This is a genomic window from Actinomadura sp. NTSP31, from assembly GCF_041951385.1.
Lineage (GTDB): Bacteria > Actinomycetota > Actinomycetes > Streptosporangiales > Streptosporangiaceae > Spirillospora > Spirillospora napierensis.
Genome location: NZ_JBGNUT010000007.1, coordinates 292,724 through 305,602, shown reverse-complemented (window position 1 = coordinate 305,602; position 12,879 = coordinate 292,724). Strand labels below are relative to the sequence as shown.

The following is a 12,879-nucleotide window of genomic DNA, read 5'->3' as shown; positions in this document are numbered from 1 at the left end:
CCACTTGAACGCCGTGGTTGGAACGCAGTGCGGCTTCCCGCTGAGGCTGGGGCACGGAACCGAAAGGAGACGTGCCATGCGGGTACAGGAGGAGACGCGGGCCCGGCCCGTCCACCGGTGGCGGTGGGCGGCCCTCGCCACGCTGCTGGCGGCCGAGGCGATGAACCTGCTGGACGCGACGATCGTGCAGGTCGCGGCGCCGGTGATCCGGCGGGACCTCGGCGGCGGCGAGGCCGGGATCCAGTGGTTCAGCGCCGCCTACACGCTGCCGTTCGCGGTGCTGCTGATCACCGGCGGGCGGCTCGGCGACATCGCGGGCCGGCGGCGGGTGTTCGCCGTCGGAGTCGTCGGGTTCGCGGTCGCGTCGGCGTGCTGCGCGCTGGCCCCGTCAGCGGCGGCGCTGATCGCGGCGCGGGCCGTGCAGGGCGCCGCGGCGGCACTGATCATCCCGCAGACGATCGGGCTGATCCGCGCGATGTTCGACGGTCCCGAGACGGCGAAGGCGTTCGGGAGCATCGGGCCGGTGATGGGCCTGTCGGCGATCTGCGGGCCGGTGCTCGGGGCGGTCCTCACCCACGCGGTGTCGTGGCGGGCGGCGTTCCTGGTGAACCTGCCGATCGCCGCCGGCGTCCTCGCCGCCGTGCCGCTGCTGCTCGAGGACCGGGCGGAGCGCCGGCCCCGGCTGGACGCCGCCGGCACCGCCCTCGCCACCGCAGGCGCCGCGATGGTCGTGTACCCGCTGATCCAGGGCAACTCCGCCGGGTGGCCGGCGTGGATGTGGGCGGTGCTCGCCGGCGGCGCCCTGCTGCTGGGCGTGTTCGCGCTGCACCAGCGCCGGGCCGCCGCCCCGCTCGTCGAGCCGAGCCTGTTCTCGGGCCGCGGCTTCCCGGCCGCGCTGGCGACCTCGACGCTGTTCTTCGCGGTGATGAACGGGCTGATGGTCGTGGTCGTCCTGCAGGTCCAGATCGGGCTGGGACGCGGCGTGCTGAACGCGGGGCTCACGCTGCTGCCCTGGTCGGCGGCGATGGCGGCCGCGTCCTGGCTCGCCGGGACCCGGCTCGTCCCGCGCTTCGGCTCGCGGCTGATGGTCGCCGGACTCGCGATCATGCTGGCCGGCGTCTGCGCGGCGATCCCCGTCTACCGGGCCTGCCCGCAGTCCTACCCGTGGCCGCTGCTCGGCGCGCTCGCCCTGGCCGGGACGGGCAACGGGCTGTTCACGGTCCCGTTCTTCACGGCGGCCCTGGCGCGCGTGCGGCCGCACGAGACGGGGTCGGCGGCGGGGCTGCTCAACGCCGTCCAGCAGTTCGGCGGGACGCTCGGCATCGCCGTCCTCGGCACCGCGTTCTTTCGCGTCCTGCCGCACGGCTCCGCGGCCGCGGCGGAGGCCGCGTTCGGGCTCGCGGCCGTTCTGCTGATGCTGGCGCTGGGGACCGCGGCTCTCATGCGTCGATGACGGGTGCGCAGGTCTTCACGTAGATCAGGCGGCTGACGCCGGCCGTCAGCGCCATCGCCGCCACGAGGCCCACCCAGTTCAGCCCGGGCGCGGTCAGCTTCTCGAACGTGATGGAGAACGGGAGCACCGCGATGGCGAGGGCGACGGTGACGCCGAGCCACTGGACGCCGTGGCCGCCGTAGCTGTGCTCCCTCGTCCACACCCGGCCCTCGGGCGTCCACGAGCTGTTCTTGCGGAAGCCGACGAGGAACACCACCGCCGCGGCGACGACCTCGCAGGCCAGGACGCCCGCGGCGGGCGGTCCGAGAACGTCCTCGGCCTCCAGCCAGGCGCCCGCCGCGATGCCGAGCGAGCCGCCGAGGACCAGGGCGAGGAGGGGCAGCACCGAACCGACCCATCCCCAGCCGGTGGTCTTCGCACGTCCCATGGCGTCCTCCTCCTCGCTTGATCATGCCGGACGTCCGATCATGCCTACGGACCGTCACGTTCGGGTCACGGCGGCATGGCGCGCGGCGTCGCCGGCGGCGGTCAGGGGGCGGACGAGGCGAGCCAGGCGTCGAGCATCCGGGTCTGCCGCTCGGGCGGGTACTGATCGGGATCGAAGAGGGCGTGCACGACGAGGCCGTGCGCGAACGCGGCGGCGGCGGCCGTGACATCGTCCACGTCGGCCGAGGCGGGCAGCTCGCCGTGCTCGACGGCGGCGGCGACATGGACGCGCAGCCGCGCCCGCCACCCGCGGTACCGCTGCTTCTCGCGCTCGCGCAGTTCGGGGTCGGCGAGCGAGCCGTCCCAGGAGCCGACCCACACCCGGTTCATCACCGCGGCCTCCGGCGTCAGTGGCAGGACGTCCAGCAGCGCGGCGCGCAGGGCGGCGAGGCCCGGCTCCCGCGCGGCGCGCGGGCCCTGGCCCGCGGTCCGCTCGTCGGCGACGTCGAGGGCGTAGGAGACCAGCGCCTTCTTGGTCGGGAAGTAGTGCGTGAGCAGGCCGGTGGACGCGCCCATCGCGGCGGCGACGGCGCGCAGCGTCAGCCCGCCGAAGCCGCGGTCGGCGAGCACCCGCCAGACGGCCTCGGAGACGTCGCGGCGGCGGGCGTCGTGATCACCTTTGGCCGGCATGTCCCGTACGATACATAACAAACGTTCGGTACGTACTCTTGGAGGCCCCCCATGTTCGCCGTCACACTGGCCGACGACGCCGAGCTCCGCCCGCTGGAGCCGTGGCAGGCCGCCGAGTTCGCCGCGCACGCCGAGCGGGTGCGGCGCGACGTCATCGACTTCATCCCGTGGGCGCGCACCGTCGTCGACGAGGCGAGCGCGCGGGACTTCCTGCAGCGCTACGCGGACAAGCAGGTCCGCGACGAGGGCCGCCTCTACGGCATCTGGGTGGACGGCGTGCTGGAGGGCGGCACCGTCTTCCGGACGTTCGACGCGGCGCAGGGCGTCTGCGAGGCCGGGGTCTGGCTCGGCACGGGCGTGCGGGGCCGCGGCCTGGTCACCACCGCGGTCCGGCACATGATCGACTGGGCGTTCGGGGTGCGCGGGATGGCCCGGGTGGAGTGGTACTGCGACCCGCGCAACACCGCCAGCGCGGCGGTGGCGAAGCGGCTCGGGATGACCTGCGAGGGCGTGCACCGGGACGCGTTCGTGCTGGACGGCGAGCGCAGCGACGAGCAGGTCTGGGCGGTCCTGGCGCGGGAGTGGAGGGCCTGACACGGGGGTGGGGGGCCTGACGCGGGGGTGGAGGGCCTGACGTGGGGGTGGAGGGCCTGACGCGGCGCGGCGTCCCGGGCCGTTATGGTCATACCCGGAACACCCCTTACTCCCGGGAGCCCCCGTGCACGCCGAGCAGGTCCTTGCGATGCTGGCCGCCGCCACCTCGGCCGGCTGGGTCGACGCGGTGGTCGGCGGCGGCGGGCTGATCCAGCTGCCCGCGCTGCTGCTGCTCTACCCCGGCCAGCCGGTCGCGACGGCGCTCGCCACCAACAAGCTCGGCTCCATCGCGGGCACCACCTCGGCCGCGATCGCCTACGCGCGCAAGGCCAAGCCGGACGTCCGGGTCGCCGGACCGGCCGCGGCCCTCGCGGTGTGCTGCTCGGCCGGCGGCGCGCTGTGCGCGGCGGCGATCTCCTCGGACGTGCTGAAGCCCGTGATCATGGTGGTGCTGCTCGCGGTCGCCGCGCTGGTGGTGCTGAAGCCGGACCTCGGCCGCGCCCCCCGGCTCGTGCTGCGCACCCGGCGCCGGCTGGCCGCGGCGATCCTCGTCCCCGGCGTCGCGATCGCCTTCTACGACGGCCTCGTCGGCCCCGGGACCGGGACCTTCCTGGTCGTCGCGTTCACCGCGCTGCTCGGCATGGACTTCGTCGACGCGTCCGCCACCTCGAAGATCATCAACGCCGGGACCAACCTCGGCGCGCTCGTGGTGTTCGCGGCGCAGGGCCACGTGCTGTGGGCGATCGGGCTCGGCATGGCCGTGTGCAACGCGGCCGGCGCGCAGCTCGGCGCCCGGATGGCGATCAGCCGCGGCTCCGGGTTCGTCCGGGTCGTCCTGCTGTGCGTCGTCGCCGCGCTCGTGCTCAAGATGGGCTACGAGTACGTCACCTGACCGGCGCGGCGGTCAGGGCGCGGGCGGGATCGGCAGCGGGTCGCGCAGCGCCGACAGGGTCAGCAGGACCAGCGAGTCCGTCCAGCCCAGCGGCGCCACGCCCGCCTGGCGGCCCGTCGGGCCGACCTTCTCGGGCAGCGCCCCGAGGGCCGTGCGGTGCGCCGACAGCCAGCCGAGCCGGGCGATCGCCTCGGTCCCGCGCCCGCCCGCCGCGGCGGACAGCCCGAACAGCGCGGTCTCCGGCGTCCACGCGACGTCCGGGGCGCCGGACCACTTCTCGCCCGGCAGCACGCCCCCGTTCGGCAGCGCCTGCCTGCGCTCGGCGTCCGCGACGGCCGTGGCCACGGCCGGGTCCGGCGGCGCGAAAGGCGGTGCGACGAACGTCACGGACGTGTCCATCAGCCCCTCCTCCACCGGAGAGCGCGGATACCCGTAGGGCGCGAACTGCCGGTCCAGCGCCGCCGACATCCGGTGCGCGGCGGCCCGCCACTGCGCCGCCTGACCGTCCTGGCCGTAGCTCTGGGCGAGGGCCGCCGCCGCCCGCAGGCCCGCCAGCGCGGGCCCGACCACGCCGAGCGTGGGGCGCCGCGGGTCCTGCTCGCTCCCGTGGTCGCGTTCCCAGTAGTCCGACGACGGCGGCGGCAGGCCCTCCGCGTCCAGCGACCCGGCCAGGTGGTCGGCGGCGCGCCGCACCATCGGCCACAGCTCCGGCAGGTCGCCGGTGTCCGGGGTCTTCGTCCGGTAGAGCCAGCTCGCCCACAGCACCCAGCCCAGCGAGTCGAGCTGCGGCGCCCGGCCGTCCGTCACGGCCGTCCCGTCGGCGTTGTACCGCGCCGCCCAGAGCCCCTGGTCGGTCTGCACCCGCGCCAGGAACCGCAGGACGCGCCGCGCCTCCGACGGATGGCCCGTCACGGTGAACGCGGCGGCGGCGAACGCGGAGTCGCGCGGCCACGAGTACCGCCACGCCCCGAACCAGGACGCGAGCGTCGCGCCGTTCGGCGGGGTGAGGAGCCGCAGGTCGAGCAGTGCCCGCGCCGCCATGTCCCGGAAGCCGGAGTCGGCCGGGCCCTCCGGGACGGTGCCGGACGCCAGCCACGCGCTGTCGGACCGCACCGCCTGCGCCACCCGCGGGTCGTCCGCCGCGACCACGACCGGGGTGTCGCCGCCGGACGGGATCAGCTCCACCCGGCCGTCCTTGAGCCGCACGGCCGAGCTGTCGGGCAGGTACGCGGCGCCGTCGGTGTCCTCCGGATCGAGCGGGACGCCCGCGAACGGCCACCCGCCGCCGCCCACCAGGCCGGGGCTCGCCCAGCCGGGCGCCGCCGGTTCCGGCACGTTCGCCCCGGCCACGGCGACGAGCGCGGCGACGACGAGGAACGCGGCGGCGCGCCGGATCCGGCGCGTCCGGCGCCGCGCGGGCCGCCGGCGGGCGGGAGCGGGCCCGGCGGGCGCGGGTACGACGGCGGCGCGCACGTCCCCCCGGTCGTCCTCCATGGCCGTCGTCTCCCCCCTGGCCTCGCGCAAGTACATCAAACTATGCCAATCGACTCATCGTCCTCGGGAACGGATGTGCCCGCCGCCGCACCCTCCGCACCCTGCGGTTTCCGGACTCCGGGTGACAAACGGACCCGGCGGCGGCAGCACGGACCGGGGTTGACTAGGCTGCATCGACGGAGCGGACCGCGGAGTGCCGGCCGCACGGACACCCGTGTACCCCCACTCGCGTGGTCATCTGGCTGTCGATCCGTTAAAGGACGCCCTCGTGGACCTGTTCGAACATCAGGCGAAGGAACTCTTCGCCGAGTACGGGGTACCGGTGCCCACCGGCAAGGTCGCCTCTACACCCCAGGAAGCGCGCGCCATCGCGGAGGAGCTCTTCTCCGCGGGGAGCAAGAAGGTCGTCGTCAAGGCCCAGGTGAAGACCGGGGGCCGCGGCAAGGCCGGCGGCGTGAAGCTCGCCGACACGGCCGACGAGGCGGAGACGCTCGCCGGTCAGATCCTCGGCATGGACATCAAGGGCCACACGGTCCACAAGGTCCTGGTCGAGGAGGGCTCGGCGATCGAGAAGGAGTTCTACTTCTCCTTCCTGCTCGACCGCGCCAACCGCACCTTCCTGTCCATCTGCTCCGTCGAGGGCGGCGTGGAGATCGAGGAGGTCCCGCACGACCGCCTCGGGCTGGTGCCGATCTCCCCGCTGGACGGCGTCGACCGGGCGAAGGCCCGCGAGATCGCCGAGCAGGGCCGGCTGCCCGCGGAGGCGCTCGACGGCGCCGCCGAGCTGATCGAGCGGCTGTGGGCGGTGTTCACCGACGAGGACGCCACGCTGGTCGAGGTCAACCCGATGATCCTCACCGCCGACGGCCAGGTGAAGGCCCTCGACGGCAAGGTCTCCCTCGACGACAACGCCGGGTTCCGCCAGGAGCACGACAAGCTCGAGGACAAGGCCGCGGCCGACCCGCTGGAGGCGGCGGCGAAGGCCAAGGACCTCAACTACGTCAAGCTCGACGGCTCCGTCGGCATCATCGGCAACGGCGCGGGCCTGGTCATGTCCACCCTGGACGTGGTCGCCTACGCCGGCGAGGAGTTCGGCGGCCAGAAGCCCGCCAACTTCCTCGACATCGGCGGCGGCGCGTCCGCCGAGGTGATGGCGAACGGCCTGGAGATCGTGCTGTCGGACGCCGACGTCAAGTCGGTGTTCGTCAACGTCTTCGGCGGCATCACCGCCTGCGACGCCGTCGCCAACGGGATCGTCTCGGCCTACAAGCTGCTCGCCGAGCGCGGCGAGGCCGTCGACCGGCCGCTCGTCGTCCGCCTCGACGGCAACAACGCCGAGCTCGGACGCAAGATCCTGACCGATGCCGCACTGAGCGGCGTCCAGCAGGTCGACACCATGGACGACGCGGCCAAGCGTGCCGCCGAACTCGCCGCGGCAGGTGCATGACAATGGCCATCTGGCTCACCGACAGCAGCAAGATCATCGTGCAGGGCATCACCGGCTCCGAGGGCTCCAAGCACGGCCGCCGCATGCTCGCCGCCGGCTCGCAGGTCGTCGGCGGCGTGAACGCCCGCAAGGCCGGCACGACCGTGGACTTCGACGGCACCGAGCTGCCCGTCTTCGGCACCGTCAAGGAGGCCATGGAGAAGACCGGCGCGGACGTGTCCGTCGTCTTCGTGCCGCCGAAGTTCACCAAGGACGCGGTCGTCGAGGCGATCGACGCCGAGATCCCGCTCTGCGTCGTCATCACCGAGGGCATCCCGGTGCACGACACCGCCTACTTCTGGGCGTACGCGGGGTCCAAGGGCAACAAGACCCGGATCATCGGGCCGAACTGCCCCGGCATCGCCTCGCCCGGCAAGTCCAACGCGGGCATCATCCCGGCCGACATCACGACCCCCGGCCGCATCGGCCTCGTGTCCAAGTCGGGCACGCTGACGTACCAGATGATGTACGAGCTGCGCGACATCGGCTTCTCCACCTGTGTCGGCATCGGCGGCGACCCGATCATCGGGACCACCCACATCGACGCCCTCAAGGCGTTCCAGGACGACCCGGAGACCGACGCGATCGTGATGATCGGTGAGATCGGGGGCGACGCCGAGGAGCGCGCCGCCGCCTACATCGAGAAGAACGTCACGAAGCCGGTCGTCGGCTACGTCGCCGGGTTCACCGCGCCCGAGGGCAAGACGATGGGCCACGCCGGCGCGATCGTGTCCGGCTCCGCCGGCACCGCGCAGGCGAAGAAGGAGGCCCTGGAGAAGGTCGGCGTCCGCGTGGGCAAGACCCCCAGCGAGACCGCCGTCCTGATGCGGGAGATCATGAAGAACCTCTGATCGTTCGATCAGGCACCGAAAGACGCCCGAGCCGCCCCGCGCGGTCCGGGCGTCTTTCGGCTTTCCCGGCCCCGGCGCGCGGGGACGGCCGGGCGACAAAGGCGACACGCCGGGCGACACGCGGAGCCGGGGGGCGGGCGTGGTGCCAGCATGGTGCGGTGAGCGACGTGAGCCGGGGACAGCGCGTGACCACGCAGGCGGCGAGGGGCGCGGGCGGGACGCCGCGCGCGCCCCGCGACGGGGCCCGGCGCGGACCCGCGGAACCGCGCCCGGCGCCGGCGCCGGGGAACGGGCGGCCCCTGTACGTGACGGGCCTCGTGGCGTCGCTGTGGTGCGTGGGGATCGGGCTCACGGTGCTGACGACCGTGACGCTGCTCGGCTGGGTCGCGGCGCCCAGGACCGCGCTCGGGCACGGGATGTCCGGGGTGTTCCGGACGGCCGTGAACTTCTGGCTCGTCTCCCACCACGCGGGGTTCTCCTACGGGCACGGCCGGGTCGGGCTGCTGCCGCTGGGCGTGCTGGTGCTGCCCGGGGCGCTGCTGTACCGGGGCGGCGCGTGGATGATCCGGGGGCTCGGGCTGCCGCCGCGGCCGCGGATCGCCGTGGTGCGCGTGGCGGCGACGCTGGCCGTCCCGTACGCGCTGCTGGCCGTGCTGCTGGCGCTGGCCGCGTCCGCGCCGGAGGTGCATCCGTCGGCGTGGCAGGCGTTCGCCGGGTGCTTCGTCGTCGCGGTCATCGCGGGCGGGCTGGGCGCCGCGCGGGCCGTGGTGGCCGCGCAGGTGGCGGCGGAGGCGCGCGGGCGGCGGGTCCGGTCCGGGCTGGGCGCGCTGCTGCGGCTGCTGCCGGACCGCCCGAGGTCGCTGGTGATCGGGGTCGCCGGGTCGGTGGCGGTGCTGCTGGCGGCGGGCGCGGTCCTGGTCGGCGGGTCGCTGGCGATGCACATGTCCGAGTCCGACCGGCTGTACGACCTGCTCGCGCCCGGCATCGTCGGCGGCGTCCTGCTGCTCCTGGTCGAGCTGGCGTTCCTGCCGAACGCGGTGATCTGGGGCGTCGCGTACGCGGTCGGGCCGGGCTTCGCGGTCGGCGCCGGGACGAGCGTGTCGCCGACCGGTGTGTTCCTGGACACGGTCCCGGCGTTCCCGCCGCTGGCGGCGCTGCCCGAGGCCGGTCCGGCGCCCGCCGTGTCGCTGCTGGCGCTGGCCGCGCCGTTCGCGGCGGGCGCGGTGGGCGGCGTGCTGACGATCCGGACGATGCCGAGCGCGACGTCCGAGGCGGCGCCGCTATGGGGGTTCGTGTCCGGGACGCTGACCGGCGCCGTCGTGGCGCTGCTGGCGGCGCTGTCGGGCGGCCCGCTGGGCGGCGGCCGGATGGCGACGGTCGGCCCGTCCGCGTGGCAGGTCGGGCTGCTGGCGGCGCTGGAGGTGGGGATCTCCGCGGCGTTCGCGGCGTGGGCGGCGAACTGGCGGATCATGCGGCGGCCGGAGGGCGAGGAGGCGCCGTCGCGCCCGAAGAAGCGGAAGAAGCGCAGGACGCGGCGGCCCGCGGCCCGGCTGCCCGAGGCGGCGGTTCCGCAGCCCGCGCCCGTGCCGGTCCCGGACGAGGCGCCGGCGGCGGCCGAGCGGCCGGCGGCACCGCGCCCGGCGCCCTCACGCCCGTCGCCCTACGCGCCCGACCCGCTGGAGTTCGAGGAGGCCGAGCCCGTCCTGGCGCCGCGCAGGCCGCGCGGCCGCGGCCGCGCCGCGGACCCGCTGCCCGAGCTGATCATGGACGAGCCCGCCGCCCCCGAGCCCGCCGAGCGGGAGCCGGCCGCACCCGCACCTGGATCCGCCGAGCCGGAGCCCGCCCCGGCGGAACCCCAGCCGGACGAGCGGGACGGCAAGGTCGTCCTCGAAGGCCACATCGTCGAGGACGCCGAGCCCGACCCCGTGCCGCCGCCGCGCGAGGACCCCGAGCGCACCGAGAACCGCGGCGGCGCCATCTACGTGCTGCGCGACGAGCCCCGCGAGTGAATCAGAGCAGGTCGCCGTACTTGTCCATGCTGCCCGCGGGCAGATCGAGCTTCTTCTCGATCTTCGGGTAGAACTCGTGCTTGCAGGCGGTCTTGTCGGCGCCGGTGTTCGACGCCCCCAGGCACTCCTGGTACCCGCTCAGCTCCGGCCACAGGAACACCGTGAGCGCGACCGACAGCGCGGAGAACGCCAGCCCCACCGAGCCGAGCACGATGCCCGGCACCGCGCCCGGGGCCGCGCCGCGCGCCGTCCGCGCCCGGCGCCGCGCCCTGATCCCGATGACCAGCGCGGCGACGCCCAGCACCAGCCCGAGCGGGTAGAAGAAGAGCGACGTCAGCAGGGCGACGATGCCGAGCCACAGGGCCCGCCGCCCGGTCCGCTCGACCGGCGGCGGCCCCGGAGGGCCGAGCGGGGTGCCCGGGGGCGGCCCCGCCGGATCCCGCCCCTGCTCGACGGGGTGGGCCGGTCGACCCGGCTGCTCGCTCACGTCCGCTTCCTCCCAACCGTGGATTCAACCGCGCCGAACAGGGCCGATAGGCTTCGTGCCGAATGCCGACAACCCCACCGTCCACCCCACCGTCCACAAGGGAGTCATGGTGTCCGCCCGGCTCGTCGTCCTCGTCTCCGGCGCGGGGACCAACCTACAAGCGCTGCTCGACGCCTGCGCAGATCCAGCCTACGGGGCGAAAGTGGTGGCCGTGGGCGCCGACCGCGACGGGATCGGCGGCACCGAGCGCGCCGAGCGCGCCGGGCTGCCCGCGTTCACGCTGCGCATCCCCGACTTCCCGTCCCGCGCCGAATGGGACGCCGCCCTCGCCACGGCGATCGCCGAGCACGAGCCCGACCTGGTGGTGTCCGCCGGGTTCATGAAGATCCTCGGCCCCGAGGTGCTGGCCCGGTTCGGCGGCCGCATCGTCAACACCCATCCCGCGCTGCTGCCCTCGTTCCCCGGCGCGCACGCCGTACGGGACGCCCTGGCGTACGGGGTGAAGGTCACGGGCTGTACGGTTCACTTCGTCGACGAAGGCGTGGACACCGGACCCGTCATCGCCCAGGAGACCGTCCCCGTGGGCTGGCATGACGACGAGGACTCCCTGCACGAGCGCATCAAGCAGGTGGAGCGCCGGCTCCTGGTCGACGTCGTCGGACGGCTGGCCCGCGACGGCTGGACCACGCGGGGGCGGCGGGTCTCGATGAAATGCAGAACCTGCGGCGACGGCACGTCCGGCGGCGCCGCGCCGGACGGCGGAACGTCCGGCAGTCCAGGTCAGACGGAACGAGGGGAGCTCGGCCGGTGAGTCGGGTGGCGATCAAGCGCGCACTGATCAGCGTGTACGACAAGACCGGGCTGGAGGAGCTCGCCCGCGGCCTGCACGAGGCCGGGGTGGAGATCGTCTCCACCGGGTCCACGGCGGGCCGGATCTCCGCCGCCGGCGTGCCGGTGATGAAGGTGGAGAAGCTCACCGGGTTCCCCGAGTGCCTGGACGGCCGGGTCAAGACCCTGCACCCGAAGGTGCACGCGGGCCTGCTCGCCGACCGGCGCAAGGAGGACCACCTCCAGCAGCTCGACGACCTGCACGTCGAGCCGTTCGACCTGGCCGTGGTGAACCTGTACCCGTTCGCCGCGACGGTCGCGTCCGGCGCGAAGCCCGACGAGTGCGTCGAGCAGATCGACATCGGCGGCCCGACGATGGTCCGCGCCGCCGCGAAGAACCACGCGTCCGTCGCCGTCGTCGTCGACCCGTCCGCCTACGGGGACGTCCTGGACGCGGTGAAGGCCGGCGGGTTCACGATCGAGCAGCGCCGCCGCCTCGCCGCGCTCGCCTACGCGCACACCGCGTCCTACGACGTGGCCGTGGCCTCCTGGTTCGCGAGCGAGTACGCGCCCGACGAGCAGGCCGCCGAGACGCGGTGGCCCGACTTCCTCGGCGCCACCTGGGAGCGGTCGAACGCCCTGCGGTACGGCGAGAACCCGCACCAGCGCGCCGCCCTGTACCGGGTGCCGGGCGAGACGGGCCTCGCGGGCGCCGAGCAGATCTACGGCAAGGAGATGTCCTACAACAACTACGTGGACACCGACGCCGCCCGCCGCGCCGCCTACGACTTCACCGACCCCTGCGTCGCGATCATCAAGCACGCCAACCCGTGCGGCATCGCGGTCGGCGCCGACATCGCCGACGCGCACCGCCGCGCCCTCGAGTGCGACCCGGCGTCCGCCTACGGCGGCGTGATCGCCGCGAACCGGCCGGTCACCGCCGCGATGGCGGAGCAGATCACCGGGAGCTTCGCCGAGGTCGTCGTCGCCCCGTCCTTCGAGGACGAGGCCGTCACCGTGCTGAAGAACCGGTTCAAGAACACCCGGCTGCTGATCTGCCCGGACGCCCCCGGCGGCGCCATCGAGTCCCGGCGGATCGACGGCGGGCTCCTCGTGCAGACCGTCGACCGCGTCGACGCGTCCGGCGACGACCCGTCCGGCTGGGAGCTCAAGTGCGGCGCGGCCGCCGACGAGGACACCCTCCGCGACCTGGCGTTCGCGTGGCGGGCCGTCCGCGCCGTCAAGTCCAACGCGATCCTGCTGGCCTCCGGCGGCGCCACCGTCGGCGTCGGCATGGGCCAGGTCAACCGGGTCGACTCGGCCCGCCTGGCCGTGGCGCGCGCGGGGGAGGAGCGGGCGCGCGGCTCGGTCGCCGCGTCCGATGCCTTCTTCCCGTTCCCGGACGGGCTCGAAGTGCTGATCGAGGCCGGCGTGAAGGCCGTCGTCCAGCCGGGCGGCTCGATCCGCGACGAGCTGGCCATCGAGACCGCGACCAAGGCCGGCGTCACGATGTACTTCACCGGCACGCGGCACTTCTTCCACTGACCGGACATGCCCGGGCCCGGCGCGGCGTTCCGCCCCGCCGGGCCCGGTCTTTCCACTGCCGCGCCGGAGGTAGCCTCTGGCTGGCCGCGCCCCATGACCGTCTCTTGACCTTCGGCGCGATCGT

Annotated in this window: 12 protein-coding genes; 8 read left to right on the top strand and 4 right to left on the bottom strand. The window is 74.5% G+C overall.

The window, feature by feature from the left end:
• Nucleotides 1–76: 76 nt before the first annotated feature.
• On the top strand, nucleotides 77–1,453 hold the full coding sequence (locus ACA514_RS15095) for an MFS transporter (protein ID WP_375041731.1): 1,377 nt from the start codon (nucleotides 77–79) through the stop codon (nucleotides 1,451–1,453).
• Here the strand turns inward: ACA514_RS15095 and ACA514_RS15090 are convergent.
• Nucleotides 1,440–1,880 (bottom strand): hypothetical protein, encoded by a 441-nt coding sequence (locus tag ACA514_RS15090; RefSeq protein ID WP_375041730.1) that lies wholly within the window; start codon nucleotides 1,878–1,880, stop codon nucleotides 1,440–1,442. The two genes, ACA514_RS15095 and ACA514_RS15090, sit on opposite strands and share 14 nt — an antisense overlap.
• A 101-nt stretch (nucleotides 1,881–1,981) precedes the next feature.
• Complete coding sequence (locus ACA514_RS15085; protein ID WP_375041729.1) at nucleotides 1,982–2,569, bottom strand: TetR/AcrR family transcriptional regulator; 588 nt, start codon at nucleotides 2,567–2,569, stop codon at nucleotides 1,982–1,984.
• Nucleotides 2,570–2,620: 51 nt separating this feature from the next.
• Between ACA514_RS15085 and ACA514_RS15080 the strand changes: the two genes are divergently transcribed.
• Nucleotides 2,621–3,163, top strand: coding sequence for a GNAT family N-acetyltransferase (locus ACA514_RS15080; RefSeq protein WP_375041728.1), 543 nt, complete (start codon nucleotides 2,621–2,623; stop codon nucleotides 3,161–3,163).
• A 124-nt stretch (nucleotides 3,164–3,287) separates the two neighbouring features.
• The gene (locus tag ACA514_RS15075; RefSeq protein WP_375041726.1) at nucleotides 3,288–4,055 is read left to right on the top strand and encodes a sulfite exporter TauE/SafE family protein; all 768 of its coding nucleotides are present in this window, start codon (nucleotides 3,288–3,290) and stop codon (nucleotides 4,053–4,055) included.
• Between the two features lie 12 nt (nucleotides 4,056–4,067).
• Here the strand turns inward: ACA514_RS15075 and ACA514_RS15070 are convergent, their stop codons facing one another.
• A complete protein-coding gene (locus tag ACA514_RS15070) occupies nucleotides 4,068–5,579 on the bottom strand; it encodes a glycoside hydrolase family 15 protein (RefSeq protein ID WP_375041725.1) in 1,512 nt (503 codons plus the stop codon).
• Between the two features lie 238 nt (nucleotides 5,580–5,817).
• On the opposite strand from ACA514_RS15070, the gene sucC reads away from it, so the two are divergent.
• The 3 genes from sucC (at nucleotide 5,818) to ACA514_RS15055 (ending at nucleotide 9,895) form a co-directional block, all read left to right on the top strand.
• On the top strand, nucleotides 5,818–6,996 hold the full coding sequence (sucC, locus tag ACA514_RS15065) for an ADP-forming succinate--CoA ligase subunit beta (protein WP_375041724.1): 1,179 nt from the start codon (nucleotides 5,818–5,820) through the stop codon (nucleotides 6,994–6,996).
• Nucleotides 6,997–6,998: 2 nt separating this feature from the next.
• On the top strand, nucleotides 6,999–7,886 hold the full coding sequence (sucD, locus tag ACA514_RS15060; RefSeq protein ID WP_375041723.1) for a succinate--CoA ligase subunit alpha: 888 nt from the start codon (nucleotides 6,999–7,001) through the stop codon (nucleotides 7,884–7,886).
• Between the two features lie 158 nt (nucleotides 7,887–8,044).
• A complete protein-coding gene (locus ACA514_RS15055; RefSeq protein ID WP_375041722.1) occupies nucleotides 8,045–9,895 on the top strand; it encodes a DUF6350 family protein in 1,851 nt (616 codons plus the stop codon).
• Nucleotide 9,896: 1 nt separating this feature from the next.
• On the opposite strand, the gene ACA514_RS15050 is transcribed toward ACA514_RS15055, so the two are convergent.
• Nucleotides 9,897–10,382, bottom strand: a complete 486-nt coding sequence (locus ACA514_RS15050) for a hypothetical protein (protein ID WP_375041721.1) — start codon at nucleotides 10,380–10,382, stop codon at nucleotides 9,897–9,899.
• A 106-nt stretch (nucleotides 10,383–10,488) separates the two neighbouring features.
• On the opposite strand from ACA514_RS15050, the gene purN reads away from it, so the two are divergent.
• Nucleotides 10,489–11,193 (top strand): phosphoribosylglycinamide formyltransferase, encoded by a 705-nt coding sequence (gene purN, locus ACA514_RS15045; RefSeq protein WP_375041774.1) that lies wholly within the window; start codon nucleotides 10,489–10,491, stop codon nucleotides 11,191–11,193.
• Nucleotides 11,190–12,755, top strand: coding sequence for a bifunctional phosphoribosylaminoimidazolecarboxamide formyltransferase/IMP cyclohydrolase (gene purH / locus ACA514_RS15040; RefSeq protein ID WP_375041720.1), 1,566 nt, complete (start codon nucleotides 11,190–11,192; stop codon nucleotides 12,753–12,755). The genes purN and purH overlap by 4 nt, the downstream gene beginning before the upstream one ends.
• The last annotated feature ends 124 nt before the right edge of the window (nucleotides 12,756–12,879 follow it).

Bases quoted from the DNA above. Each gene is read 5' to 3' on its own strand.
- ACA514_RS15090 (WP_375041730.1), bottom strand. From the start codon at position 1,880: ATGGGACGTGCGAAGACCACCGGCTGGGGATGGGTCGGTTCGGTGCTG.
- purN (WP_375041774.1), top strand. From the start codon at position 10,489: ATGGTGTCCGCCCGGCTCGTCGTCCTCGTCTCCGGCGCGGGGACCAAC.
- ACA514_RS15080 (WP_375041728.1), top strand. From the start codon at position 2,621: ATGTTCGCCGTCACACTGGCCGACGACGCCGAGCTCCGCCCGCTGGAG.
- ACA514_RS15085 (WP_375041729.1), bottom strand. From the start codon at position 2,569: ATGCCGGCCAAAGGTGATCACGACGCCCGCCGCCGCGACGTCTCCGAG.
- ACA514_RS15095 (WP_375041731.1), top strand. From the start codon at position 77: ATGCGGGTACAGGAGGAGACGCGGGCCCGGCCCGTCCACCGGTGGCGG.
- sucD (WP_375041723.1), top strand. From the start codon at position 6,999: ATGGCCATCTGGCTCACCGACAGCAGCAAGATCATCGTGCAGGGCATC.